Annotated in this window: 20 protein-coding genes; 5 read left to right on the top strand and 15 right to left on the bottom strand. The window is 37.1% G+C overall.

Going from position 1 to position 23,315, the window contains the following annotated elements:
- Nucleotides 1–3: 3 nt before the first annotated feature.
- The 13 genes from asnB to EYS08_RS09425 all read right to left on the bottom strand — a co-directional run bounded on the left by asnB (nt 4) and on the right by EYS08_RS09425 (nt 16,013).
- Nucleotides 4–1,845, bottom strand: coding sequence for an asparagine synthase (glutamine-hydrolyzing) (asnB, locus tag EYS08_RS09485; RefSeq protein WP_131029809.1), 1,842 nt, complete (start codon nt 1,843–1,845; stop codon nt 4–6).
- 19 nt (nt 1,846–1,864) lie between these two features.
- Nucleotides 1,865–2,965: a glycosyltransferase gene (locus EYS08_RS09480; protein WP_131029808.1), complete on the bottom strand. Its 1,101-nt coding sequence runs from the start codon at nt 2,963–2,965 to the stop codon at nt 1,865–1,867.
- Nucleotides 2,966–2,971: 6 nt separating this feature from the next.
- On the bottom strand, nt 2,972–3,574 hold the full coding sequence (locus tag EYS08_RS09475) for a sugar transferase (RefSeq protein WP_131029807.1): 603 nt from the start codon (nt 3,572–3,574) through the stop codon (nt 2,972–2,974).
- Nucleotides 3,571–4,845, bottom strand: coding sequence for a DegT/DnrJ/EryC1/StrS family aminotransferase (locus EYS08_RS09470; protein ID WP_131029806.1), 1,275 nt, complete (start codon nt 4,843–4,845; stop codon nt 3,571–3,573). The genes EYS08_RS09475 and EYS08_RS09470 overlap by 4 nt, the downstream gene beginning before the upstream one ends.
- Nucleotides 4,846–4,886: 41 nt before the next feature.
- Nucleotides 4,887–6,104 carry an O-antigen ligase family protein gene (locus tag EYS08_RS09465; protein ID WP_131029805.1) on the bottom strand — a complete coding sequence of 406 codons (1,218 nt, stop codon included), beginning with the start codon at nt 6,102–6,104 and terminating at the stop codon, nt 4,887–4,889.
- A complete protein-coding gene (locus EYS08_RS09460) occupies nt 6,101–7,195 on the bottom strand; it encodes a glycosyltransferase family 4 protein (RefSeq protein WP_131029804.1) in 1,095 nt (364 codons plus the stop codon). The genes EYS08_RS09465 and EYS08_RS09460 overlap by 4 nt, the downstream gene beginning before the upstream one ends.
- 6 nt (nt 7,196–7,201) lie before the next feature.
- Entirely contained in the window at nt 7,202–8,071 is an 870-nt protein-coding gene (locus EYS08_RS09455; RefSeq protein WP_131029803.1) for a glycosyltransferase, read from the bottom strand.
- A gap of 14 nt (nt 8,072–8,085) precedes the next feature.
- A complete protein-coding gene (locus EYS08_RS09450; protein WP_131029802.1) occupies nt 8,086–9,243 on the bottom strand; it encodes a DegT/DnrJ/EryC1/StrS family aminotransferase in 1,158 nt (385 codons plus the stop codon).
- Nucleotides 9,240–10,682 (bottom strand): lipopolysaccharide biosynthesis protein, encoded by a 1,443-nt coding sequence (locus EYS08_RS09445; protein ID WP_131029801.1) that lies wholly within the window; start codon nt 10,680–10,682, stop codon nt 9,240–9,242. The genes EYS08_RS09450 and EYS08_RS09445 overlap by 4 nt, the downstream gene beginning before the upstream one ends.
- Before the next feature lie 4 nt (nt 10,683–10,686).
- Nucleotides 10,687–11,985 (bottom strand): nucleotide sugar dehydrogenase, encoded by a 1,299-nt coding sequence (locus EYS08_RS09440; protein WP_131029800.1) that lies wholly within the window; start codon nt 11,983–11,985, stop codon nt 10,687–10,689.
- Nucleotides 11,978–12,526, bottom strand: a complete 549-nt coding sequence (locus EYS08_RS09435) for a UpxY family transcription antiterminator (RefSeq protein ID WP_131029799.1) — start codon at nt 12,524–12,526, stop codon at nt 11,978–11,980. Before EYS08_RS09435 ends, EYS08_RS09440 begins: the two co-directional genes overlap by 8 nt.
- Nucleotides 12,527–12,940: 414 nt before the next feature.
- Complete coding sequence (locus tag EYS08_RS09430; protein ID WP_131029798.1) at nt 12,941–15,232, bottom strand: GumC family protein; 2,292 nt, start codon at nt 15,230–15,232, stop codon at nt 12,941–12,943.
- Nucleotides 15,233–15,254: 22 nt separating this feature from the next.
- Nucleotides 15,255–16,013: a polysaccharide biosynthesis/export family protein gene (locus EYS08_RS09425; RefSeq protein ID WP_131029797.1), complete on the bottom strand. Its 759-nt coding sequence runs from the start codon at nt 16,011–16,013 to the stop codon at nt 15,255–15,257.
- A gap of 713 nt (nt 16,014–16,726) precedes the next feature.
- On the opposite strand from EYS08_RS09425, the gene EYS08_RS09420 reads away from it, so the two are divergent.
- A complete protein-coding gene (locus EYS08_RS09420; RefSeq protein ID WP_131029796.1) occupies nt 16,727–17,404 on the top strand; it encodes an acetyltransferase in 678 nt (225 codons plus the stop codon).
- A gap of 69 nt (nt 17,405–17,473) precedes the next feature.
- On the opposite strand, the gene EYS08_RS09415 is transcribed toward EYS08_RS09420, so the two are convergent.
- On the bottom strand, nt 17,474–17,863 hold the full coding sequence (locus EYS08_RS09415; RefSeq protein ID WP_131029795.1) for a response regulator transcription factor: 390 nt from the start codon (nt 17,861–17,863) through the stop codon (nt 17,474–17,476).
- Between the two features lie 44 nt (nt 17,864–17,907).
- A complete protein-coding gene (locus EYS08_RS09410; protein WP_131029794.1) occupies nt 17,908–18,672 on the bottom strand; it encodes a DeoR/GlpR family DNA-binding transcription regulator in 765 nt (254 codons plus the stop codon).
- Between the two features lie 158 nt (nt 18,673–18,830).
- Here EYS08_RS09410 and EYS08_RS09405 point away from each other — a divergent pair, with 158 nt between their 5' ends.
- From EYS08_RS09405 to EYS08_RS09390, 4 genes are all read left to right on the top strand, one after another.
- Nucleotides 18,831–20,444: a glycerol-3-phosphate dehydrogenase/oxidase gene (locus EYS08_RS09405; RefSeq protein WP_131029793.1), complete on the top strand. Its 1,614-nt coding sequence runs from the start codon at nt 18,831–18,833 to the stop codon at nt 20,442–20,444.
- Nucleotides 20,437–21,927, top strand: a complete 1,491-nt coding sequence (glpK, locus tag EYS08_RS09400; protein WP_131029792.1) for a glycerol kinase GlpK — start codon at nt 20,437–20,439, stop codon at nt 21,925–21,927. Before EYS08_RS09405 ends, glpK begins: the two co-directional genes overlap by 8 nt.
- Nucleotides 21,928–22,035: 108 nt before the next feature.
- Complete coding sequence (locus EYS08_RS09395) at nt 22,036–22,773, top strand: MIP/aquaporin family protein (RefSeq protein ID WP_131029791.1); 738 nt, start codon at nt 22,036–22,038, stop codon at nt 22,771–22,773.
- A 287-nt stretch (nt 22,774–23,060) separates the two neighbouring features.
- Entirely contained in the window at nt 23,061–23,267 is a 207-nt protein-coding gene (locus EYS08_RS09390; RefSeq protein WP_066759258.1) for a hypothetical protein, read from the top strand.
- The last annotated feature ends 48 nt before the right edge of the window (nt 23,268–23,315 follow it).

Raw genomic sequence — 23,315 nt, 5'->3', positions numbered from 1 at the left:
TTATTATGCTACTAATGAAACTTTATTTTCCGTCGATTTATTTTTAATTAACCATTGAGAGAGCACCAGCAATTTCCATATCTGTGGATACCTGTTCCACTTTCCGGTCATATGCTCATTAATAATCTCTTGTGTTCTTTTCAAATGAATGCCAGGGATGTTTTTCAGGTTTTCGACTGATAGGTTATCCATCACATAATCTTTTAATTCATTCCTGAACCAGTGTTGAAATGGCATGGTAAAGCCAGCTTTTGGCCGATCGAACATGTGCGCAGGAACACGATCGAACAATAAATCCTTTAATATCCTTTTTTGGTTTCCGTTGGTATATTTAAATGCTGTGGGCAAGCTTCTCGAAAACTCCATTACCCGATAATCCATTAAAGGAGCGCGCGATTCAAGCGAAAAGGCCATCGATGCGCGGTCTACCTTCGTATTGATATCTCCATTTAGATAGGTTTTAATATCAAAATCAGAAATACGTTCTAACAAAGGTTTAGCTGGATTAGTTAAAATATGCATCAATGGGTTGTACTTGGCCAGATCGGGCTGTTTTACCCACGAGTTTTCCATGTTGCCAAACATCTTTACATATAATTTTTCTATATCTTCCATAGAAATGCCCATGGCAATCAGTTTATGGCGATAACTTGGCGATTGGTTAATTAAGCCTGCCAATGCTTTTCTAACACCGTGAGGCGCATAAAACAGACTGTTTACCTGTTTAATCCACTTGTAACGGTGATAACCTAAAAAAGCTTCGTCGCCGGCATCACCACTTAGCGCAACAGTTACATGTTTCCTGGTATTTTTACTAAGTAACATGGTGGGTATAGCGCTCGAATCGGCAAAAGGTTCATCATAAAAATGATTAAAGTTTTCAATTAACTCAATGCCATCATTGTAATTACATTCAATCGTATAATGGTCGGTTCCTAAGTGTTTAGCAACCTGATTGGCGTAAGCACTTTCATCGAAACCTTTCTCGTTAAATTTTATAGAGAATGTTTTAACATGGTCGATTTCTTTTGTGGCCAAAGCTGCAATTAACGATGAATCTATACCACCAGATAAAAATACACCCAATGGTACATCAGCATTCATCCTGATTTTAACCGCATCTGCCAAAATGAGTGCTAAAGCTTCTTTAGCTTCTTCATAACTACCTTCAAATTTGTTCTTCCAACCATAATCCAAAGTCCAGTATTCGGTAATTTTAAGCTTATGAGATTTAAGATCGTATTTAAAATAGCTGGCTGCAGGCAATTGTTTAACCTCTGCATAAATAGACTGAGGCTCTGGCACATAACCCCAAATTAAATATTGACTAATGGCTTCTTCGTTAACACTTAGATTCCTCTCTATATTGATTTGTGAGGGTTGACTTGCAAATTCGAACGACAGATGATCATGTGCATAATAAAAAGGTTTTTTACCAAAGCGGTCTCTGGCTCCAAACAGTTCGTTCTTATGGGTATCATAAATTACAAAAGCAAACATCCCGTTAAAACGGGTTAAGCAATTGGCTCCATATTCCAAATATGCTGCGCATATTACTTCAGTATCAGAGCTTGTGTTAAACTGGTAGTTTTTCCGTTCCAGATCTTTTCTAATGTCTTTGTAATTGTATATTTCTCCATTAAAAACAATATGGAGGTGCATATACGAAAACGGTTGGTTGGAGCGGGCATCCAGATCGATAATGGCCAATCTGTTGTGTGCAAAAATAACCTGATCGTAACGTTGAACGCCTGTATAATCTGGCCCCCGAAAACTGATTCTTGCCATTTTCTCACGGATAGTTCCGTTGGAGTAAGGTATGGTTGTGCCGTATATTCCACACATAGCGATAATATTTAGATTGTTAACTGATTAATTCTTCATATTCAGCGCTGATTTTATCCAGCGCACATTTCTGATATACATTTCTTCTAATCTCAGCCGGGTTCCATTGGCCTTGCGTGCAGGCCTGGATAATTCGCCGCCTAAAGCCTGCCAAATCATCCTGTTCTAAAACAAAACCGTTAAAGCCATCGATAATTAATCCTGGGATTCCGCTCACCTTAAAGGTTACAACTGGCAAGCCTATGGTAAGCGCTTCTAAAACCACATTTGGGAAACCTTCGGTATAAGAACTCAGCACCATTAAATCGTACTGAACCATTACTTCGTGGATGTTTTTAATTTCCCCTAAAATTTTAAGTCTGTGATCGAGCCGAAGGTTCTTAATTTTGGCGTTAATCTGCTCCTTTAGAACGCCTGTTCCCACAAAATCGAGGTGATAATTTTCGGGCAAATGCGCCATAATATCGACCAGCCTTTCTAAGCCTTTTTCTAGTGCAAAACGTGCAACAACCAATAATTTATAAATTTTATCAGGCGTTTTAATCACTTTTAACTTATTGGTTTTCAATACCGGATTGGCAATCACCTTTATAATTTCTTGATTAACATTATAAGTATCAATCAATGATTTTTTCATTTCTTCTGATTGGCAAACGATCTGTTTGTAACCCCTGTAACTTGCACTGGCAAAAAGTTCGTAAAACCTCGACTTAAATCCTTCAAACAACCTTTGTTCGTGCGGAATATTGGAAGCCCTTGCAATAAGCATCGGGATTTTTAAAAACCGTCCTACCAGTGAGACTAAAATATTGATGTGATCTGTAGTGGAAAAAACCGCATAAGGTTCTTCTTTTTTTAGCAAGTTATAAAGCGCAAAAAAAGATTTAGATGCTTTTTTGGTTTTTAAATCGATAAAACGGACACCTTCCAGATCCATCGAGAAACAATTCACAGTCGAATCTAAAATCACAATGGTCACATCAAACTTATCTTTGTTAAATCCCTGAGCCAAATTCCAGAACACCCGTTCTGAGCCGCCTGAAGTTAACGAACTGAGTACAAAGAAAACTTTCTTTTTAAGCTTAACTTCTTCTTTAATAGTTTTTTGAGGCGTGTACATATTGTTTTAGTTGATGACAATTCTGTTAATCGTTAACCAAATGATTTTGAAATCGGTAAGGATATCGTTCTGTTTGATATACCTCATATTTTGTTTTATTTTCGCAGGAATAATGCGTTCGATGTAATACGTTTCAGGATTTTCGGCATGTTTGAGGAGCTCATTTTCGTTACAAAATTCAACTGAAGCCCAATCAGTAATACCAGGCTTAACTGATAAAACATAACGTTGTTCTTCGCTATAGAGATTTACGTATTTTCTGACTTCTGGTCTTGGTCCAACAAAGCTCATCTGCCCTTTTAAAACATTCAATAGTTGGGGCAGTTCATCTAACTTGTATTTCCTTAACCAATACCCTATCCTGGTAATGCGGTTATCTCTGTTCCCGATGGTGAGTAAACTGTTGTTACTCTGTGTTACATACATGGTTCGAAACTTTGCCAAATGAAAATCCTTCATATTCCGTCCAACCCTGATCTGTTTAAAGATGATAGGCCCCTTAGAATCGAGTTTAACCAAAATCGCAATTAGGATTAAAAGTGGGCTAAAAAGGATTAGGCATAAGCTTGCGAGCACCACATCGAACACTCTTTTTTTATTCTTTTTCATGATGCTACTGCCATTTGTTTATGTACAATAAAAGTTTCTTCTATAGTTTTAATGCGGTTATTCAATTGTATATTAACACAGCTGATCACCGAATTGATAATGAACTCTACCTCTGTTTCCGTTAATTGTGGGTAGATTGGAAGTGAAATTTCGTTTGCATAGTTCTGATAGGCCATTGGGTAATCTTCAATTTTATAGCCCAGGTTTTTGAATAGGGTAAGCATTGGCATTGGAATGAAGTGAACATTGCTTGCAATACCCAACGATGCCAGGTCATCAATAACCTGATCTCTTTGCTCTTCAGTTAAGCCCTTAACCCGCATGGGAAAGAGATGATAGCACGATTCTCTCTGTATACTCACCAAAGGTGGGGCAATAAACCAATCCTCGTGCTGAAAGCCGTCGCAATATTGAAGGGCAATTTTTTTCCTTTGCGGCAAAAGTTCGTGATTATACTTTCTGATCTGCGCAAGACCAATAGCAGCACATATATCTGGCATATTGATTTTTAATCCCTGGAATAAAATATCGTAACGCCAGCCTCCGCCTCTCGATTTGGAAAGTGCATCTTTATTTTGTCCATTAAGCGTATACATTTTCAAGTAACTGTATTCTGCTTCTGAATCAAACGGATATGGAAGATTTAAGCATATTGCACCACCTTCTGCAGTGGTAATATTTTTAACTGCATGAAAAGAAAATATAGTCACATCACATTCTTGAGCAGCTGGTTTATCATTAAATAAACTTCCAATCGAATGGGCTGCATCAGAAATTAACAAGATTCTTTTTAGTAGTGATTGTTTTTCGGATTCGTACCTAAACTTTCTCTGCACTTTTGGATCGGTAATAAGCTCTTTTAAAGCTGTATAATCACATGGCCAACCTGCAATATCTACTGCAATTATGGCTTTTGTTTTAGTCGTAATTGCAGCCTTTACCTTATCCGGATCGATGTTAAAATCATCCAGTATATCAACCATAACGGGCATGGCGCCACAATGAAGAACCGCTAAAGCTGTAGCACTGTAAGTATAAGCTGGGATAATAACTTCATCTCCTGCTTTAACGCCAAACCACTTTAACATTAAAATAGCGCCAGATGTCCACGAGTTTACACAGACCACTTCTTTTGTTCCTGTGATACTTTTAATTTCTTGCTCAAGGGCTTTCACTTTAGGCCCAGTGGTGATCCACTTATTATTAAGGGTATCTAATACCTGATCAACCACAGATTGATCGATAAACGGTGGTGAAAATGGAATGTTCATATTCGTCAATTTAATTGTGAGAATTTAATAACCTGCAGCTGCTAGTTGTATTCAACCAGAATGGGATCTTCCGTTTTGATTTTGGAAAGTTGTAAAATGGCAAAGTAGAGGAACAAGGTAGGACCACTTGTAGCCAGAAGCCATTCGTTATGAAAAAATGAGTTGATGGATATAGCCAGAAAAGAACAGCTTAAACAGACGAGGAGCGCATTTTTCTTATCTTTGATATGTAAAAAGGCATAAAAGATAATCTTCCCTATTTTTCGATATAACAAAACAAGTAAAATAAAGCCCAGCAGAGGACCCAAATAAGTAATAAACATTAAATAGGCATTATGAGAGGTAATTACGATAGGTCCCTTTTTATAAACAAAATTATGCTGTACTACATCATTCCAAGTTTTTCCGTAAAACAATAATCCAAAAGGATACTCGGTTATAATCTGGATGTTTTCTCCCATTAAATCGCCGCGTTCTTCTTTACCTTTCGCATTTTCAGTGCTTTTATTTAAAATATTCTGTTGCTTTTTACCTTCAGAAAATTGTTCAATTGAACTTTGTGCGATAAAAAATATGGCGCAAAACGCACCGAATATTAAAATTGATTTGGCTTTATAATAGCTTAAGAAAAATAATCCGGTTACAACTGCAAAAGCTACCAAAACTGATCTTTGCATACCGAAGAAAATAAGAGAGAGCGATAATCCAAATAAGAGAAGGTTAATTAGCCAGCTTCTTTTGAATAGTACGGCGTTAATAACTAGAAATGGTGTTAAAGCAGCCATTTGGTAGCCGAAAGTAAAAATAGTGGTCGATATACCTGCTGGTGCCTGCAATACGTCTTCCTGCACCAAAAGCGAACGAATGGCCGCCATATTGTACTGGTGATCAATAAACATGATGATTCCAGAAAGCAACAATAAACCAAAGAAAAATCCGACTGCGATGTTCATCCGTTTTAAATTCGTACCGATAACGTAGTTGAACAATAAAGCAAAACAGGCCGCAACAATTAATAGGGCAAAAAAACTGGTAACATCTGCCTGACCTATGAGGTAAAAAAATAGTGCAGCGATAAAGAAAACAAATAATTCTCTGCCATACAGAAAGCCTGTTTCTTCTGTGCGGTAGAAATAGATTAACGGCGCCAGGAAAACTATTGGTGCCGGAATCCTGAAAACTCCAGTCATGAAGATGTTGAATGTTGTTGCATAAACATAGGCAAACAACAAAAAGAGAAACATTATTTTTTTAATCATGACATGATGAGTTGCTCCCAATTGGCAGAAATGCGCTCAATAGAATTTGTTTCGTTGATCGATTTTGCTTTTGCTGAAAATTTATTTTTTAAATTACTGTTATTAAGTATTTTATCAATAGATAATGAAAGTCCTACTACATCTTCTTTAGCAACCAGAAGTCCGTTAATTCCATGTTTGATAATTTCTGAAGGACCAAACTCACAGTCCATTGCCACACAGGCACAGCCCATTCCCATTGCTTCAACTAGTGCATTAGGATAACCTTCGCTCCTGGAAGAAAGCACAAAAACCTCAGCCTGTGCATAATAATCCTGCAGGTTAGATTTAAAACCAATTAGCTTTACTTTATCTTTTAGATTTAAATTGGCTATCCGTTTTTCGAGACTTGCTCTATCCGGCCCTTCTCCTGAGATTAAAAGATCAACATCAGGTAATTCCAGTTTACTATAGGCATCGATAAGGTTGTCGAAACCTTTTTCGTAACATAATCTTCCAACAGAGAGTATAAATCGTTTGTTGTGAACAGCGTCTGTATTTAAATGTGAAAACTGATGGATAGGATTGTGGATGGTTTTAAAATTGTGCAGGGTTTCGAACTGTTTAATTCTTTTAAACCCTTTAAACATCTCAAATGCAGGCAGTACAATGGCTTTTGATTTTCTATAAATATGAAATACAATCCACTGCAACAATTTATTGTATTGATGTAAGGTATAAACCGGTGCTGTTCTTTCAGAAACCAGGTAGGGCAAACCTAAAATCACACAACATAAACCAGCCCAAATGTTTGCAGATGTCATAAAACAAATGGTACAAACTGGCTTTTCTTTTTTTAATACAGAGAGTAACCGGTAAAAAGTTAAATAAGCATAACTGAGTCTATTGAAAAAATTTTGATGATCTTTCCGCTCAACCAGATTTATGATTTTAACTTTTTTATTTATTTCATACCTAACTTCTGCTGTGTTAAGACAAATCATTGTAACACTGCAATCTTTACCGCTAAAATGGTTAGCCAGATTGCTAATTACACGCTCAGCACCACCGCCTTCTAAACTGTTGATTACGAAGCATAATTTAGTAGCCATTTCGAATTAGTTTATAATCGTTTTAATGGTCTGGAAAGCATTTCTGAATGTTTTATATTTCACTTCGAAGAAGAAATATTTCTTAAAGTAGAAGTACAAAAGCTTAGCTTTCTGCAAACCGGTATAAGTAAAAATCTTAATAATGATATAGAAATCGCTTAGTTGCATTTTCTTTAAAGGAACATAAGATACCGGACTCCATACACCACCAGCATGACGCCTGTAACAGCTCATTACTTCTGGCAAAACGTATACTTTTTTACCTGTTACCCAGGTGCAATAAAGTTTCAATAACTTATCGCAGGCATTACATTTTAAAAGCCAGTCGTTTTTATAAAGATTTCTAATGGCATCAATATTTCGATAAACAATAGTTGCAGTACATGTTTCGGCCTGTTTATTTACAATCAAGTCGTTAAAGCTATACTCTAAAGGAACAGGGCTAAAATTCATGTAAATCAATTCAGTATCATCAAAATTAATTTCACGGGTATAGTGGCAGCACATTACATAATCAGGATTATTTTCCAAAAAATTCACCTGTTTCTGCAGTTTATATGGGTCTAACCAATAGTCATCACCATCGCATGTGGCTACGTATTTACCTTTAGTTTCTAGCGCAACCCGAATTACGTTTTGGGTAGCACCGATATTCTTTGGCGCTTTTAAACGTTTAATTTTATCAGGATGTTTGGCAACATATTCATCAATAATCTCTGTGGTTCCATCAGTAGAACAATCATCGCCAATGATAATTTCTGTATTAAAATTGCATTTCTGCATCAGAAATCCATCCAGCGCTTTCGCAATAAATTTACTGTGGTTATAAGTGATGCAAAAAATGCTAACCATTATACCTGTATCGTCTTGTTTCATAATAGAAGCTGCTATTAATTGCCATTAACTGCCATGCCTATACTGCCATTAACCATGGTACCATAATCGGCGAGTTTAAGCACTTGTTTTTTGCGGTAGTTATGAGTTCTCAAAATAATCCTGACCACTAAATCCTGATCGGCACTGGTTAAGGTGTGGTAAAGTGGCAAACACATAATGCGTTTAGAAATAGAATCGCAGATCGGCATATGTACCTTATCGATATAGGGCAAAGCCGATAATGATGGATAAAAGTATCGTCTGCAATACACCTGAACCAGTTCTAACTGTTTCATGCAATCGAGCATAATTTCTTCAGATCTGAATATTACGGGATAATATGCATAATTAAATTCCGTATTGGCCTGGATAACCTGAAACTGGGCCTCAATTTTATTCAGGCGCATTTCGTAATGCTGTGATAGCTCTTTGCGTTTACTTAAAATCTGATCGATATGTTTTAGGTTACAAAGCCCCATTGCAGCATGAAATTCGGAATTTTTAGCATTGGTTCCGATCTCTGAAAAGGTATCTACCCCGCTATAACCGAAATTACGCATCAGCGCCATTCTCTTTAAAGTTTCAGGATTTTGAGTGAAAACAGCCCCACCTTCAATGGTATGAAATAGTTTAGTGGCATGGAAGCTGGTTGTACTTACATCGCCATAAGCGAATATCGATTTACCTTTATATTTCGTACCAAAACAATGGGCGGCATCATAAATTACCTTTAATCCATGTTTTTTTGCAATACGGTCTATCGCTTCAATATCACAAGGATTTCCAAAAACATGAGTAGCTAAAATTGCCGAGGTATTAGGTGTAATGGCTGCTTCAATTTTATTGGGATCTATGTTAAGGGTATCTTCATCTATATCAACAAAAACAGGTTTGCAACCTTGCCAAACAATACTGCTGGTGGTAGCCACGAAAGAAAACGGTGTGGTAATAATTTCACCTTTCACTTCTAGGGCCTGTATAGCCAGCTGTAATGCAATAGTACCATTGGTTACATATAACAAATGTGGTAGAGCTAAGTATTGCTGTAACTTTAACTCTAACTCATTTACTAAGGGACCATTATTGGTGAGCCACTGTCTGGCCCAAATGCTACTTACATAGCTTTTAAATTCTGCCTGTTTTGGCAAAAAGGGTTTAGTTACAGGTATCATTGTTTGAGGATTAATTGTTTAAAATCAACGAGTGCAGCCAGTTTGATGCTGCTACTTATGCCGAGGTAAAAACTGCCATAGATTATGCTTATGCCAATAATTCGAAAAATATTATTGATATTGTAATGTACTAAGCACCAAGTATCAAGGCAATAACATGCTACACCTAATAGGCTAGATAACATTAAAATAGGTGTAATATCTTTAAGCTGTTCTTTAAGTGGATAATTGATTAATTTGCCACTATATGTTGAATTGATATAATAGGCAAAAACGGTAAAGAAGAGCTGAAAATACAGCAGCCCCATGATACCAAATGGAATTACACAGATAATTCCGATTACACTAAGCACCTTTTTTATAATTTCTAATCTTAAAAACTGCCCGCTCTGGCCCTTAACTTTTAAAATGTTCAGGTTGTATGCATGTAACGGATATAGAATACCCGCAATACATAAAATCTGAAAATAAGGTACAGAAGGAAGCCATTTATCGGTTAAAAGCAAGGAGATTAAAGGTTGAGCAATAAGTGCTAAAAAAATCAGTATGGGTGCGTTCCAGAATAACACCTGCTGCATTAACCTTCGGTAAACCATTTTAAGCTTTACATCATCATTGCTGATGTTCGAAAACATCGGATAGGTTACTTTACTAATTGCTGTAGAAATAATCCCAATGGGCAACTGGCTTAAACTATCTGCCCTGGCATAAAACCCCAATTGCGATGCAGCGTAAAAGCGACCTATAATTACGGTGTATAAATTTTGATAAATGGTATCCAGCAAGCCAGAAAGCGTCATCTTATAGCCAAAATGAAAGTGCTTCTTAAAGCTTTTTTTATTAAAAATCAGTCGTGGCCGCCAATCTGAGTAAAACCAATGTAATGCGGTAGAAATACTTGCACTAAGCAAACTCATCCAAACCAAACTCCAGGTTCCATAACCGTTTTTTGCCAGGTAAATACCTAAACAACCGCCCAATATTACTGCAGGTATCTGAAGCACTGTTTGCAGTTTAAATTTCATTTCCTTAGTTAATAAAGTACTCTGAATACTGAAAAAGGCATTAATTAAAAAAGTTACCCCGTAAACCCTAACAATATTGGTAAGCAAGGGCTGTCTGTAAAAACCAGCAATCAGCGGTGCTGAAAAGAACAAAACACCATATACAATGATGCTTCCGAACAGGTTAAAAAAAAATATAGTAGAAAAATCCTTTTGCCCTGCAGTTCTTGTCCGGATGAGTGACGATGTTAAGCCGCTATCCATCAGCGAATTACCAACAGCAATAAAAATAGAGAGCATTGCAATTAAGCCGAATTCTGCAGGACTTAATAAGCGGGCCAATATGACGGTAACGAACAGGTTTATGAATTTAACACTAAACTGCTGTCCAATCGACCATATAATGCCCGATCGCGCTTTATATGTTAAACCCATGATCTTACAATCGAACCGTTTCTATTGATTGTGGCAATACGGCTTTTATATCGTACACCACACATTCCGGTTTACGCAACGCTGTGATATTTAAATTATTAAAAGCCTCGTGCGCTACTGCCAGTATAATTCCATCGTACTTTCTGGTTTTTGATGAACCATTTTCGCAGATAATACCATAGTTATGCTTAGCCTGGTCGGCATTTGCCCAGGGATCGTGAATGGTTACTTTAACTTTGTATTCTTCTAACCGCCTTACAATATCAATTACTTTAGTATTGCGTACATCAGGACAGTTTTCTTTAAAGGTAAAGCCAAGCACCAGCACTTCTGCACCAACAATGTGGATGTTTTTAGCGATCATTTTTTTGATGACCTGATCAGCCACATATTTACCCATTCCGTCGTTTACACGTCGTCCGGCTAAAATAATTTCAGGGTGATAACCAGCTTCCTGTGCTTTTTGAGCCAAATAATAAGGATCTACACCAATACAATGTCCGCCAACCAAACCTGGTTTAAAATTCAGGAAATTCCATTTGGTTCCGGCTGCTGCTAAAACCTCAGCAGTATCGATACCGATCTGGTTAAAAATCATGGCTAGTTCGTTTACAAAAGCAATATTGATATCGCGCTGGGCATTTTCAATTACTTTAGCAGCTTCGGCCACTTTAATAGACGAAGCTTTATAAGTTCCTGCAGTAATTACCGAACGGTACAGTGCATCTATTTTTTCGGCAGCTTCGGGAGTAGAACCTGAGGTGATTTTTAAGATATTGGCAACGGTATGTTGTTTATCCCCAGGATTAATACGCTCTGGCGAATAACCAGCAAAAAAATCTTTATTGAAAACCAAACCAGATCCTTTTTCTAAAATGGGTACACATTCGTCTTCAGTTACACCAGGATATACAGTTGATTCATAAACCACTATATCTCCTTTCTTTAAAACTTTAGCCACAACTGCACTCGCTTTAATTAAAGGTGTTAAATCTGGTCTGTTGTTTTTATCAACAGGCGTTGGTACTGTAACAATGTAAACCGACGAGCTGCGTAATTTTTCGATTTCATTGGTACAGTACAGGCCTTTTAAAGTTGTGCATTCGAAAGTTAAAACCTCATTCAATTCAGATTCATTAACTTCCAATGTATTGTCGTATCCAGCTTTTAACTCTGCTATCCTGCTCTGGTTAATATCAAAGCCAAATACCTTATATTTTTTTGCAAACTCTACTGCCAACGGTAAGCCAACGTAGCCAAGGCCAATTACCGTCATTTTCAGGTTATCTTCAGCGTTATACATAATGTTGATGCGTATTTACAGTTAATATTAAGTTGCTTATTGGCACTCTGGTAACTAAAGCACAGTCTAAATGATCGAACGACATTAAAACATGCTTACCTTGAATCTGGATCACCTCTCCTTCATGATTATGGAAGAGACCATTACTGATCCGAACACGGTCTCCTTTGGAAACACCGGTTAAACTCACCACATCTACATCATTGTAGGTATCCATAATGTGTTTCAACTTTTCAATCTCACTATTCCGAACTACTGCAGGCTTGCCCATGTAATTAATAAAGTTTAAAACGCCGAGTGTATACCTGATTTTGTAACCTTCACGCTCATCTATTTTCACAAACACATATCCGGTAAAAAGCGGAAGACTAACTATTTTCTTTCTATCGGCCCATTGATTTTCTACATTACGCACAGGGCAAAAAGATTCGAAACCTTGCTCTTGCAGCAAACGGTCAACTTTTTTCTCCCAACGCGGGCGGGTATAAATCACAAACCATTTTTTTGCGAACGAGGGCTTGATGTTAATTGTAGATTCCATTTTTTGATAAGGTTATAATTTTATTTTTTAGGTAATTTGATACAGCTTCGCTATATCACTTACATGACTATTATTGGTTAATTGTTTAAATTGTAGGAACAGGTTAATTGTAATTAGTATTTCCGATTAACCAATTAACCGCTTTACACAGTTAACCTATTTAAACTCTATTCTAAATTTATTTGCTCACCGGATACAGCTTCGCTATATCACTTACATGACAATTTTATTTTCAAATCTTATTTTGCTTTTTGGGCAAATGGGCAATCTAATTAAGAGTTGTTTACAAGCTGTTAATGCCTTAATCGATGCTCAGTTTAAGCATCTCGGCCTTATTGTTTGTAAACAATTAAATCGTTTGGGGACGTTTATTTGGTAAAGGGTACTAGTATTCTCTTTTAAAACGAGGTAGATTTAGTTTGCCATGGCATACCCATAACCACCATAGCTGTATTTTTGACTTTTCTCTCTTTTGGCATCGTTAAAAACAACCATCGGATTTTTAAGCTTATTGTTATCACAAATGTCTTTCAATATGGCGAGCTGGTATTTATTGGTGTAATTATACCGTACCAGGTAAATGCTTACATCGGCATATTCGGCCAAACTAAAAGCATCGGCCACCTGGCCAACCGGCGAAGTATCGATAATGATGTAATCGAACCTCTCTTTCAGTTCATCAAACAATAGATCCATCTTAGGGCTCATCATTACTTCTGCAGGGTTTTCAGACGATTGACCGCATCCAATAACCCAAATATTATCAGAAACGTTCGTTGGCTTAATAATATCTTCTAAAAACACAGATTCACCAATTAAATAGTCGGTTAAACCAGTAGTTTGTTTTAAACCAACTTTATTCAAGAGGTCCGGTTTCCTTAGATCGAACTCCAGTACTACAACTTTTTTATCAAGCATGCCTAATGTAGTAGCCAAATTTACGCTAAAGAAGGTTTTACCCTCTCCTTTCATACTAGAGGTAACCAACATTACCTTATTTTCAATATTGTTAGACATCAGTCCTAAATTCATTCTGATGTACCTAAACAACTCTGATATGGTAGAACGGTTGTCTTTTTGAAAAACGATAGTACTTTTATCCAGATTATGAGAAAGTTCGCCAAGCATTTTGGCGCCAGTTAACTCAATAGCGCTGGCATCTTGTACCTTATTGTTAAAAAATCCTTTGGCATAAATTACTCCCGCCGGTATAAAAAAGCCAAAAATGAATCCACACAGGTATAAAAGTGGTTGTTTTGGACTATTAGGAATAGTGTTGTAAGCTGGTTTATCTACCACCTGTGAGGTTGGAACGGTTGCAGAAAGCGATAAAGCAGTTTCCTCTCTTTTTTGCAGTAAATATTTATATAAACCCGATTTTACGCTTTGTTCACGGCTTCTTTCTAATAAGCCACGCTCAATAGTAGGTACAGATTTAATTTTATTATCGAATTGAGAGTAGTTGGCGCTCAGGTTGTTTCTTTCAATAACGAAACCCTGTTTAATACTAGATAAGTTTTCTAAGATATTAGTTTTTAAGGTTGCTATCTGTTCGTTAAGGTTTAGTACCAAAGGATTTTCTGCATTAGCGGTACGTAACATCCTATTTCTTTCCAATTGAAGATCGTTAAATTTTGAAATTAATGAATTCAGAATCGGGTCTTTTAAGCCCATTGCACTTGGGGCAAGGTTATACTGACTTTGTTTGCCTCTGAAATAATTTTCGATTGAACGTAATAACCTCAGTTGCACTGATGATGTTTCCAATAGCTGATTATACTCTCCTGAGCGTGCAGCATTCATCTGCGCATCCATATTAACATCGGTAACACGGTTTTGTTGTTTGTAGTTTTCCACATCCTCTTCAGTACCTGTAAGATCTGCAACCAGGTATTTTAGGCGGTTATCGATAAATTTAATGGTATTACGGGCAATGGTATTTTTATTATTAACGTTATTGATGTTGTAAGTTTCGATCAGATCGTTAAGAATATCAATTCCCCGCTGAGGAACCACATCGTTCAAACTAATGGTAATGGTATTGGCATCTTTAACAACCGGAACTATTTTTAATGAAACCAGGTTATAAGCCTCGGTCATTTTATATAAGTTTTTAAACTGAAGTCTAATTTTACCAAATTCGGTTTTATATGCTGGTCCCTTATCTATTTTAATTGCGTAGTTTTTAGTATTAATGGTATCGCCATACTTTACAATATTTGTTTTTAGGCTATCCTGAATGATGTAAGAGATTTCATCCAGATAAGAAACGTTAATTTTTCTTCCGTAAGCACCATTTTTTAAACTGATAGCGGTAACTACAAGTGGGGATGTTTTGCCATAAAGCTCTTTTTCTCTAATCCCCTCTTTTTTAAAGTAAGTCGTTTCTAGATTTAGTTTTTTCAATACTTTAAAAATCAAATCTCTCGACCGTAAGATCTCAATTTCATTATCAACCGTTTTAACCGTTTGAAACATATTAAGATCACTAAAAGCGGTACTATTAGACATTGCTGCACCATTTTTATCATCAGAGATTAAAAGCGTGCTGCTCACTTTATATTTTGGTGGAGTAATGTATAAAAAAGCATATACAGAAGCCATAGAAATAATGATACTGATTAAGAAATAGTGCCAGTTTCTGGCAAATCTTGTCATAGTTTCCGCAAAATCTTTTGCGCCACCATTTGTACTTTGTTTAAGCATGATATAATGTTTTAAGAGACGTTTATCGACGAAGAACAGCTGTGATTAATACTGCAACTGCTGATATAGAAGCAATTACCACTGGCATAATGCGTGTATTGGGACTGTATTCAATCGCTTTTGATTTATCAGGCTCTACATATACCACGTCATTTTGTTTCAGATAAAAGAATGGAGAGTCCATCACATCCTGATTGTTCAGGTTAAGTCTTTTCATCACCCTTTGACCATCTTGTTGCCTGATTACTAAAATATTCTCTCTTTTGCCATAAACGGTCATATCGCCCGCCATTCCCAGTGCTTCTAAGAGGTTAATATTATCTCCCTGTACGGTAAAGGTGGATGGTCGGTTTACCTCACCAATTACCGTTACTTTAAAATTGACCAACTGAACATCAACTACCGGTTTTTTAACATATTTATCCAATTCTTTCGATATGGTAGCCTGTGCCTGCTCTATACTTAAGCCTTCCAGCCGAACGCTACCTACAACTGGTAGGTTAATCATTCCATCTTTACTTACCCGGTAACCTTCTACTTTATAATTGTTTTCAGAATTCGAATTTCGGGTGTTTACAGCAAATAAAACATTCGATTCTTGATTTAAGCTGTTTATGCTTACGCTCAAAAGGTCGTTTTGCTGAATTTTAACTTCCTGACCTTGAAGCTTGACTTCGCTGGTTTGTTTAGCCAGGTTACTAAAGTATACAAGATCTCTTCTGGGAGCGCATCCGGTGATAATACTTATATATATTGCGATAAATAATATTACTTTCTTCATAGCTTAAGTAATGTTTAGTTTTTTGTTTCGATTTATTAAGAACTAAGCTATGCAATTAAGTGTCAATGTTTTATAGACAGATTAGGGTTGTATTTAAATTGTATAAAATATGACCAGCATGCACAGTATTTTAAATACTGTGCTCATAAATTGCACATCATTTGTAAATTTTACAACGCGTAACTTGTATAATATTTTACTAGTATTTTTACTCAAAAAAGCCTGTCTTTTGGCAAGATCTTAATCGGTAGAACTCAAAAAACATCAGAAAATGTTTTAACATTTAAAAAAGCTATTTAATACTACAATTTATAAGGGGCATAAAATGAATTTTATAAAATTTTAAAGAAAACTGCCAATTTCCAAACCTAGATTTACTGCTTAACCAAATATTTTTCCCTAACCGGGCCGTGATCAAGTTATGCTTCGCACATTTCTGTGCAAGCTATTTTACAACACATTGTTAATTGCTTAAAAATTACATTCTGCGTAACGCGATTAAGCTTTCCTTAATAGCGGTATGTATGGCGATTGATCGAGATAAAGCGATTAAGGTAAAGCCATCTCCCTTTAAAACTGGGCAAAAAGAAAAAAATAAAGTAACTGTGCATGCTGTGAACAGAAATTAGCATAATGTGTACAGTATGCTTTCAAAGGATTTAAAAGCCTGTTTTATGCATAAATTCGTTAGAAACCTAAAACAAGATTGAATTATGAAAGTTATTATTTATGGAACTGGAAAAATGGCTGAATTTATCTGCTATTCATTTATGAATGACAGCGATTATAATGTTGATGCATTTTGTGTTGATGATGCCTATGTATCCCCTACAGCAAATACACTATTGGGATTGCCCATATTAAGTTTCGCACAGGTACTTAAAAATTTCCCTCCAGAAACCCATAAAATGCACATTGCCATTGGTAGAAACAGTGCTAGGGAAAGTGTATATAAAAAGGTGAGTGAAACTGGTTATGCTTTTGCCAATTATATTTCTTCGAAAGCTAATGTATGGCCCGATTTGGTATTTGGCCACAACACTTTTATCGATCAATGTTGTGATATACAGCCTTTTGTTACCATAAGTAATAACTGCATGTTAATAGGCGCTAGGATTGGCCACCATTCTACTATAGGAAACAATGTTTTATTATCTGGTAATATATTAGCGGGGAATGTAACTATTGGAAATAATTCTTTTTTGGGTATAAACTCAGCAGTTAAGGAAGATATTATCATTGGAAGCCATAACATTATTGGTGCAGGTGTTTTTATAAACAAGAATACTGAAGATTATGCTATTGTTTCTAACGCTACCGTACCACAACGTGTAGGAGATTCTAAACGTTTTGTTATGTTCAACAAAGCGCAGGATGTTAAACAGCCTTAAGAAATGCGTTAAGCATAAAAAAGGGAAGCCATTTTTATGACTTCCCTTTTTTATTTAGCTTAAATGTAATTAAACTTTTGTTCTATTTTCTGTACTTCTTTTCAACTGTACATTAATGCGGTTTAAAACATCATAAATATCAAATGGTTTACTGATATAATCATCAGCAAATGCATCAATAGCTTTCTGTTCGCTATTATTCTGTGCAGACATTACAATAATTGGGATGTGTTTAGTAAAAATATCAGTTTTTAAATCTTCACAAATTTCTGCCCCGTTTCCATCCGGTAACATTACATCAAGTAAAAAAAGATCAGGCATTGCATCCTGGATATTTTTCTTTAACTCAGCAAATGATGATGAAAGCTGTAATTCGAAACCCTCATCTTTTAATAGAATTTCAATAACGTTTCTGATCTCCTGATCATCCTCTAAAATGTGTATTCGTTTTCTTTCCATGTTCAAATTATAATGTTTGGATTATACCGTTTGCGTGGAATGCGCTATACGATAGTAACAGTAACACCTAAACTCTCTAAATGTTTAACAATTTGTTCAGAAATTCCTTTATCGGTAATAATATGATCAATTTCTTCTAATCCACATATCTTTCCAAAGCCTCTTTTCCCAAATTTAGTAGAATCGGCAAGTACAATCGTTTTTTGTGATGCACCAATCATTTTGCGGTTTAAATGTGCTTCCATGGCGTTTGTAGTGGTTATTCCAAAATCAAGATCAATCCCATCAACACCTAGGAATAGTTTATTGAAATAAAAATCCTGCAAAACCTGTTCTGCATAAGCACCCATTACCGATGAAGAACTTTTCCTAAGCAATCCGCCCAATTGTATTACTTCAATACTAGGTTCGCGCATTAATTCGAGGGCTACATTTAATGCAGAAGTTACAACGGTTAAATTTGTTGCTGGCGCAATATTCTTGGCAAAATAAAGCACTGTAGTACCTGATGCAATAACGATAGAATCATTGTCATTTAACAATGCAGCAGCCGCAATACCTATTTTGTTCTTTTCTGTAGATTGTATTTTCTCTTTCTCGTTAACCGGACGGTCTACCGTATATGGATTGTTTACAGTAGCCCCACCGTGGGTCCTAAACAATAGGCTCTTATCTTCAAGTAGTTTTAAGTCCTTTCTTATTGTTACAGACGAAACTTTCAACTCCTTACATAAATCGACTACATTTATGTATTGATCACGTTGCAGGCGACTTAATATAAACTGGTGCCTCTCAGCCAAATTCATCATAGTATATTTAATTAGCGTGCTGCAAATTAGCAATAAAAACATTCTTTAAAATATTTTGCGCAAATATTTAATAAATTTTTAACACACATATTATATTATTTCGATTATGATTTCTTATAATTGCGTATTGTTTCGTTTTATTATTTTTATAAATCTAAATGGAAAGATTACACCCGCAACATCTAACAGAAAACATAAATTGGGACTTCATTATTATTGGCGGAGGTGCGACAGGTTTGGGCACCGCATTGGATGCTGCAAGCCGGGGCTTTAAAACTTTATTGGTAGAACAATCTGATTTTGCCAAAGGAACTTCTAGCCGGAGTACTAAACTGGTACATGGTGGCGTTCGCTACCTTGCACAGGGCGATATTGGTTTAGTTAAACATGCCTTAAAAGAACGTGGCTTATTACAACAAAACGCAAAGCATCTGGTAAACAAAGAAGAATTTCTGATTCCCTGTTACGATTGGTTCTCTGTTATAAAATATTTAACCGGACTTACCCTTTACGATTGGTTAGCAGGCAAATATAGCTTCGGCAAATCTAAGTTTTTCTCTAAAAAAGAAACCTTAACCATGATGTCTGGCATTAAAGAAAAGGGATTAAAAGGAAGTATCAGGTATTACGATGGAAAGTTTGATGACGCCCGTTTAGCGGTAAACATTGCACAAACCGCTATTGAAAACGGCGCCTCATTATTGAACTATACAAAGGTAACCGGCTTGTTAAAAAGTGGCGACGCAGTTACAGGCATTGAAACAGAAGACACCATAACCGGGATAACAGCTAAGTATATTGGCAAAATAGTAATTAATGCAACAGGTGTGTTTGTGGATGACATTCTGCAAATGAATAACCCGAATTCAAAAAAAATGGTACGCCCCAGCCAAGGTGTGCATGTGGTGCTAGACAAAAGCTTTTTAAATAGTGAATCGGCATTAATGATACCGAAAACCTCTGATGGACGTGTTTTGTTTGCCGTTCCATGGCACGAACATTTACTTGTGGGCACAACAGACACTCCGTTAAATGAACATAGTTTAGAACCCAGGGCATTAAAAGAAGAGGTAGATTTTATTATGAGTACAGCGGCGAGTTATTTTAACCGCAAACCCATGGAAAAAGACATTTTAAGCGTGTTCTCAGGTTTACGCCCCTTGGCCGCTCCAACCAACGGAGATGGAAATAGTACAAAAGAAATTAGCAGAGACCATAAACTTATTGTTTCTGCAAAGGGATTGATTACCATTACGGGTGGTAAATGGACCACATATCGCCGAATGGCAGAAGAAACGGTTGATTTAGCCATTACTCATGCTGGTTTAGAATCGAAAGCATGCGTAACCCAAAATTTAAGCATACATGGTAGTTTAACCACTGCTACAGATAGTCATTTGACTATCTATGGATCGGATCGCAGTAAAATTGAAGCTTTAATGGCACAAGATCCAAGTCTTGGCAATAAATTACATCCTGCATTCCCTTACACAGAAGCCGAAGTAATTTGGTCTGCGCGAAACGAAATGGCCGAAACAGTAGAAGATATTTTAAGCAGGAGATTAAGGATACTGTTTATTGATGCGCAAGCAGCCAAAGATATGGCACCCAGGGTAGCTTCACTCCTGGCCAAAGAATTATCTGCTGATAAAAACTGGGAAATTAAGCAAATCGAAACTTTTAATAAATTAGCCGATGGTTATATTTATCATTCAACACCTAAAATAACCGAATCGGCTTTAGCTAATAACCAAATTCCTAATTATGAGTAAATACATCTTGTCTATCGATCAGGGAACCACAAGTTCGAGAGCAATTATTTTTAATCACAATGGCGAAATTGTTGCCATTGCACAACGAGAATTCACACAGATTTATCCCAAAGCCGGCTGGGTAGAGCACGATCCAATGGAAATCTGGTCGACACAATTGGCGGTTGTAACAGAAGTGATTGTTAAAGCAGGCTTAACCGTAGGCGATATCGATTCTATTGGCATTACCAATCAGCGCGAAACTACCGTGGTTTGGGATAAAGAAACAGGACAACCGATTTACAATGCCATTGTTTGGCAAGACAGGCGCACGTCTACTTATTGCGATGAAATTAAAGCACAAGGGCTGGCCAATAAAATACAGGAAAAAACCGGGCTGATTATAGACTCTTATTTCTCGGCGACTAAGGCCAGGTGGATCTTAGAAAATGTTGCTGGGGCAAGGGAAAAAGCTGAAGCTGGAAAACTTGCTTTCGGAACCATCGACACCTGGTTAATCTGGAAATTAACAGCAGGCGAAAAACATGTAACCGATGTAACTAATGCATCACGAACGATGCTTTATAACATCCACACCTTAAGCTGGGATGACGAATTGCTTGAGCTTTTTTCGATACCAAAAGCCATGCTCCCTGAAGTAAAATCATCAAGCGAAGTTTATGGCGAAACCGCAGGACGTATATTGGCCGCAAAAATTCCTATTGCAGGGATAGCCGGCGATCAGCAATCTGCTTTATTCGGGCAAATGTGCACCGAAATCGGGATGGTAAAAAACACTTATGGCACTGGCTGTTTTATGCTGATGAATATCGGGTCGAAGCCAAAAATATCAGCCAATAATCTATTAACTACTATTGCCTGGCAGATTAATGGTGAGGTAAATTACGCTTTAGAAGGGAGTATTTTTATTGGTGGCGCTGTGGTACAGTGGCTTCGCGATGAAATGGGGCTCATCTCTAAATCAGCAGATGTAGAAACCTTAGCTAAAAAAGTAAAAGATACCGATGGGGTTTATGTTGTTCCTGCTTTTGCAGGCTTAGGTGCTCCACACTGGGACCAACATGCCCGTGGTACCATAACAGGATTAACCCGAGGTACAAACAAATCGCATATTGCAAGGGCAGCCTTAGAAAGTATTGCCTACCAAACCATGGATGTTTTGAAAGCTATGGAAGCAGATGCAGGCGTAAATATTGCCGAATTAAGGGTAGATGGTGGTGCTACAGCTAACGATTTATTGATGCAGTTTCAGGCCGATCTGTTAAACTGTAAAGTAATCAGGCCAGATGTAACCGAAGTTACCGCTATTGGTGCTGCATACCTGGCCGGATTAGCCACTGGTTTCTGGAAAAGTATAGATCAGATCCGCTCACAATGGAAAATCAACAAAACTTTTGTTGCTGAGGAGGGAATTGATAATACAGAAAGAATAAAGGGCTGGAATAGAGCAATAAAAGCAGCCAGGGTAAATTCAGAAGACTAACAAAGGGCCGTCGTCACCCTGAATTTAGTTCAGGGTCTTCTATTCCGGAATAAGTATTAATCTATTTCTGAATAGTGAATTAATTATGAATCGCTTAAAATTTTTACGATGAATGTATATCTCGCAGAATTTATTGGTACTGCACTACTGATCCTTTTAGGAAATGGTGTAGTGGCTAATGTAGTACTTAAAGGTACTAAAGGCAACAATAGTGGTTGGATTGTAATTACAACCGCTTGGGCACTTGCCGTATTTATAGGGGTTGTTGTTGCCGGGCCGTACAGTGGGGCGCACTTAAATCCAGCTGTAACCCTCGGACTTGCCATCGGGAAGGGCTTCAGCTGGGCATTGGTGCCATTTTATATTATTGCACAATTGGCTGGCGCAATGACAGGGTCTTTCCTGGTTTGGCTTATTTACAAAGATCATTTCGATGCCACGGATGATCAAGGTTTAAAGGCTGCTCCTTTTGCAACCGCTCCAGCCATCAGAAATATGTCGTCAAATCTGATATCAGAAATTATTGGCACTTTCGTTTTAATATTTGTGATCTTTTATTTTACTGATGCCAGTATGGGTACTAAAGAGACGGTTACTCCTATTGGATTAGGCTCCATGGGCGCCATCCCGGTAGCATTTTTAGTATGGGTAATTGGTTTGGCTTTAGGTGGAACAACCGGATATGCTATTAATCCGGCAAGAGATTTGGGACCCCGGATTATTCACTTTTTAATCCCAATGAAAGGAAAAGGAAGTAGCGACTGGACTTATGCCTGGGTACCTATTGTTGGCCCGATAATCGGCTCGGTATTAGCTGCTTTGTCCTTTTTGTTGATTAGTAAATAACGACATTTGAGTTGTCAACTTTTAATAGCTTCTGCGCTAGAAAGTTGACAACTCTCTTTCCTGATTGTAGTTGTGTAGTCAGATGTTACCATCTGACTATAAGCAAATCTAAATTCATTGACCAAAAACGGGAATTGAAGAATTTCAATTCTAAACCTTATTTAGTGTCAGATGTTACCATCTGACATCTTGAATTTGGCTATTTACTAGTCAAGAAAAAAAAGTAGCCGTAAATTTGGTTTTACGGTTATTTTTTTTGATTTTTATATCTAGTTATACAACTAGATATGGGATATCCAACCAAAGTACAGGTTATAAAAAGAAAGACAAGCGAGCAGTGGTATGTTAATTTCCCCTCAGCTGTCGCCCAGGCAATCGAGTTCAAGCAGGGCGAGGTTGTGGAGTGGATTATCGATGACAACCAGCGACTGATCCTTCAGAGAAGCGATGAGTCCGTTGAGGACCTTAAAAAAAAACTCCCCAAGAAACCCTGATCGGATGCTTCAGATCGATTTTCGAAGGCTGCCTGCCAGCCTTCAAGC

This window comes from Pedobacter kyonggii, from assembly GCF_004310665.1.
Lineage (GTDB): Bacteria > Bacteroidota > Bacteroidia > Sphingobacteriales > Sphingobacteriaceae > Pedobacter > Pedobacter kyonggii.
This window is presented reverse-complemented; position numbering and strand designations above follow the sequence as displayed.

What these genes read in the sequence shown, in the direction of transcription:
- asnB (WP_131029809.1), bottom strand. Translation starts at nt 1,845, where the DNA reads ATGTGTGGAATATACGGCACAACCATACCTTACTCCAACGGAACTATC.
- EYS08_RS09480 (WP_131029808.1), bottom strand. Translation starts at nt 2,965, where the DNA reads ATGTACACGCCTCAAAAAACTATTAAAGAAGAAGTTAAGCTTAAAAAG.
- EYS08_RS09475 (WP_131029807.1), bottom strand. Translation starts at nt 3,574, where the DNA reads ATGAAAAAGAATAAAAAAAGAGTGTTCGATGTGGTGCTCGCAAGCTTA.
- EYS08_RS09470 (WP_131029806.1), bottom strand. Translation starts at nt 4,845, where the DNA reads ATGAACATTCCATTTTCACCACCGTTTATCGATCAATCTGTGGTTGAT.
- EYS08_RS09465 (WP_131029805.1), bottom strand. Translation starts at nt 6,104, where the DNA reads ATGATTAAAAAAATAATGTTTCTCTTTTTGTTGTTTGCCTATGTTTAT.
- EYS08_RS09460 (WP_131029804.1), bottom strand. Translation starts at nt 7,195, where the DNA reads ATGGCTACTAAATTATGCTTCGTAATCAACAGTTTAGAAGGCGGTGGT.
- EYS08_RS09455 (WP_131029803.1), bottom strand. Translation starts at nt 8,071, where the DNA reads ATGAAACAAGACGATACAGGTATAATGGTTAGCATTTTTTGCATCACT.
- EYS08_RS09450 (WP_131029802.1), bottom strand. Translation starts at nt 9,243, where the DNA reads ATGATACCTGTAACTAAACCCTTTTTGCCAAAACAGGCAGAATTTAAA.
- EYS08_RS09445 (WP_131029801.1), bottom strand. Translation starts at nt 10,682, where the DNA reads ATGGGTTTAACATATAAAGCGCGATCGGGCATTATATGGTCGATTGGA.
- EYS08_RS09440 (WP_131029800.1), bottom strand. Translation starts at nt 11,985, where the DNA reads ATGTATAACGCTGAAGATAACCTGAAAATGACGGTAATTGGCCTTGGC.
- EYS08_RS09435 (WP_131029799.1), bottom strand. Translation starts at nt 12,526, where the DNA reads ATGGAATCTACAATTAACATCAAGCCCTCGTTCGCAAAAAAATGGTTT.
- EYS08_RS09430 (WP_131029798.1), bottom strand. Translation starts at nt 15,232, where the DNA reads ATGCTTAAACAAAGTACAAATGGTGGCGCAAAAGATTTTGCGGAAACT.
- EYS08_RS09425 (WP_131029797.1), bottom strand. Translation starts at nt 16,013, where the DNA reads ATGAAGAAAGTAATATTATTTATCGCAATATATATAAGTATTATCACC.
- EYS08_RS09420 (WP_131029796.1), top strand. Translation starts at nt 16,727, where the DNA reads ATGAAAGTTATTATTTATGGAACTGGAAAAATGGCTGAATTTATCTGC.
- EYS08_RS09415 (WP_131029795.1), bottom strand. Translation starts at nt 17,863, where the DNA reads ATGGAAAGAAAACGAATACACATTTTAGAGGATGATCAGGAGATCAGA.
- EYS08_RS09410 (WP_131029794.1), bottom strand. Translation starts at nt 18,672, where the DNA reads ATGATGAATTTGGCTGAGAGGCACCAGTTTATATTAAGTCGCCTGCAA.
- EYS08_RS09405 (WP_131029793.1), top strand. Translation starts at nt 18,831, where the DNA reads ATGGAAAGATTACACCCGCAACATCTAACAGAAAACATAAATTGGGAC.
- glpK (WP_131029792.1), top strand. Translation starts at nt 20,437, where the DNA reads ATGAGTAAATACATCTTGTCTATCGATCAGGGAACCACAAGTTCGAGA.
- EYS08_RS09395 (WP_131029791.1), top strand. Translation starts at nt 22,036, where the DNA reads ATGAATGTATATCTCGCAGAATTTATTGGTACTGCACTACTGATCCTT.
- EYS08_RS09390 (WP_066759258.1), top strand. Translation starts at nt 23,061, where the DNA reads ATGGGATATCCAACCAAAGTACAGGTTATAAAAAGAAAGACAAGCGAG.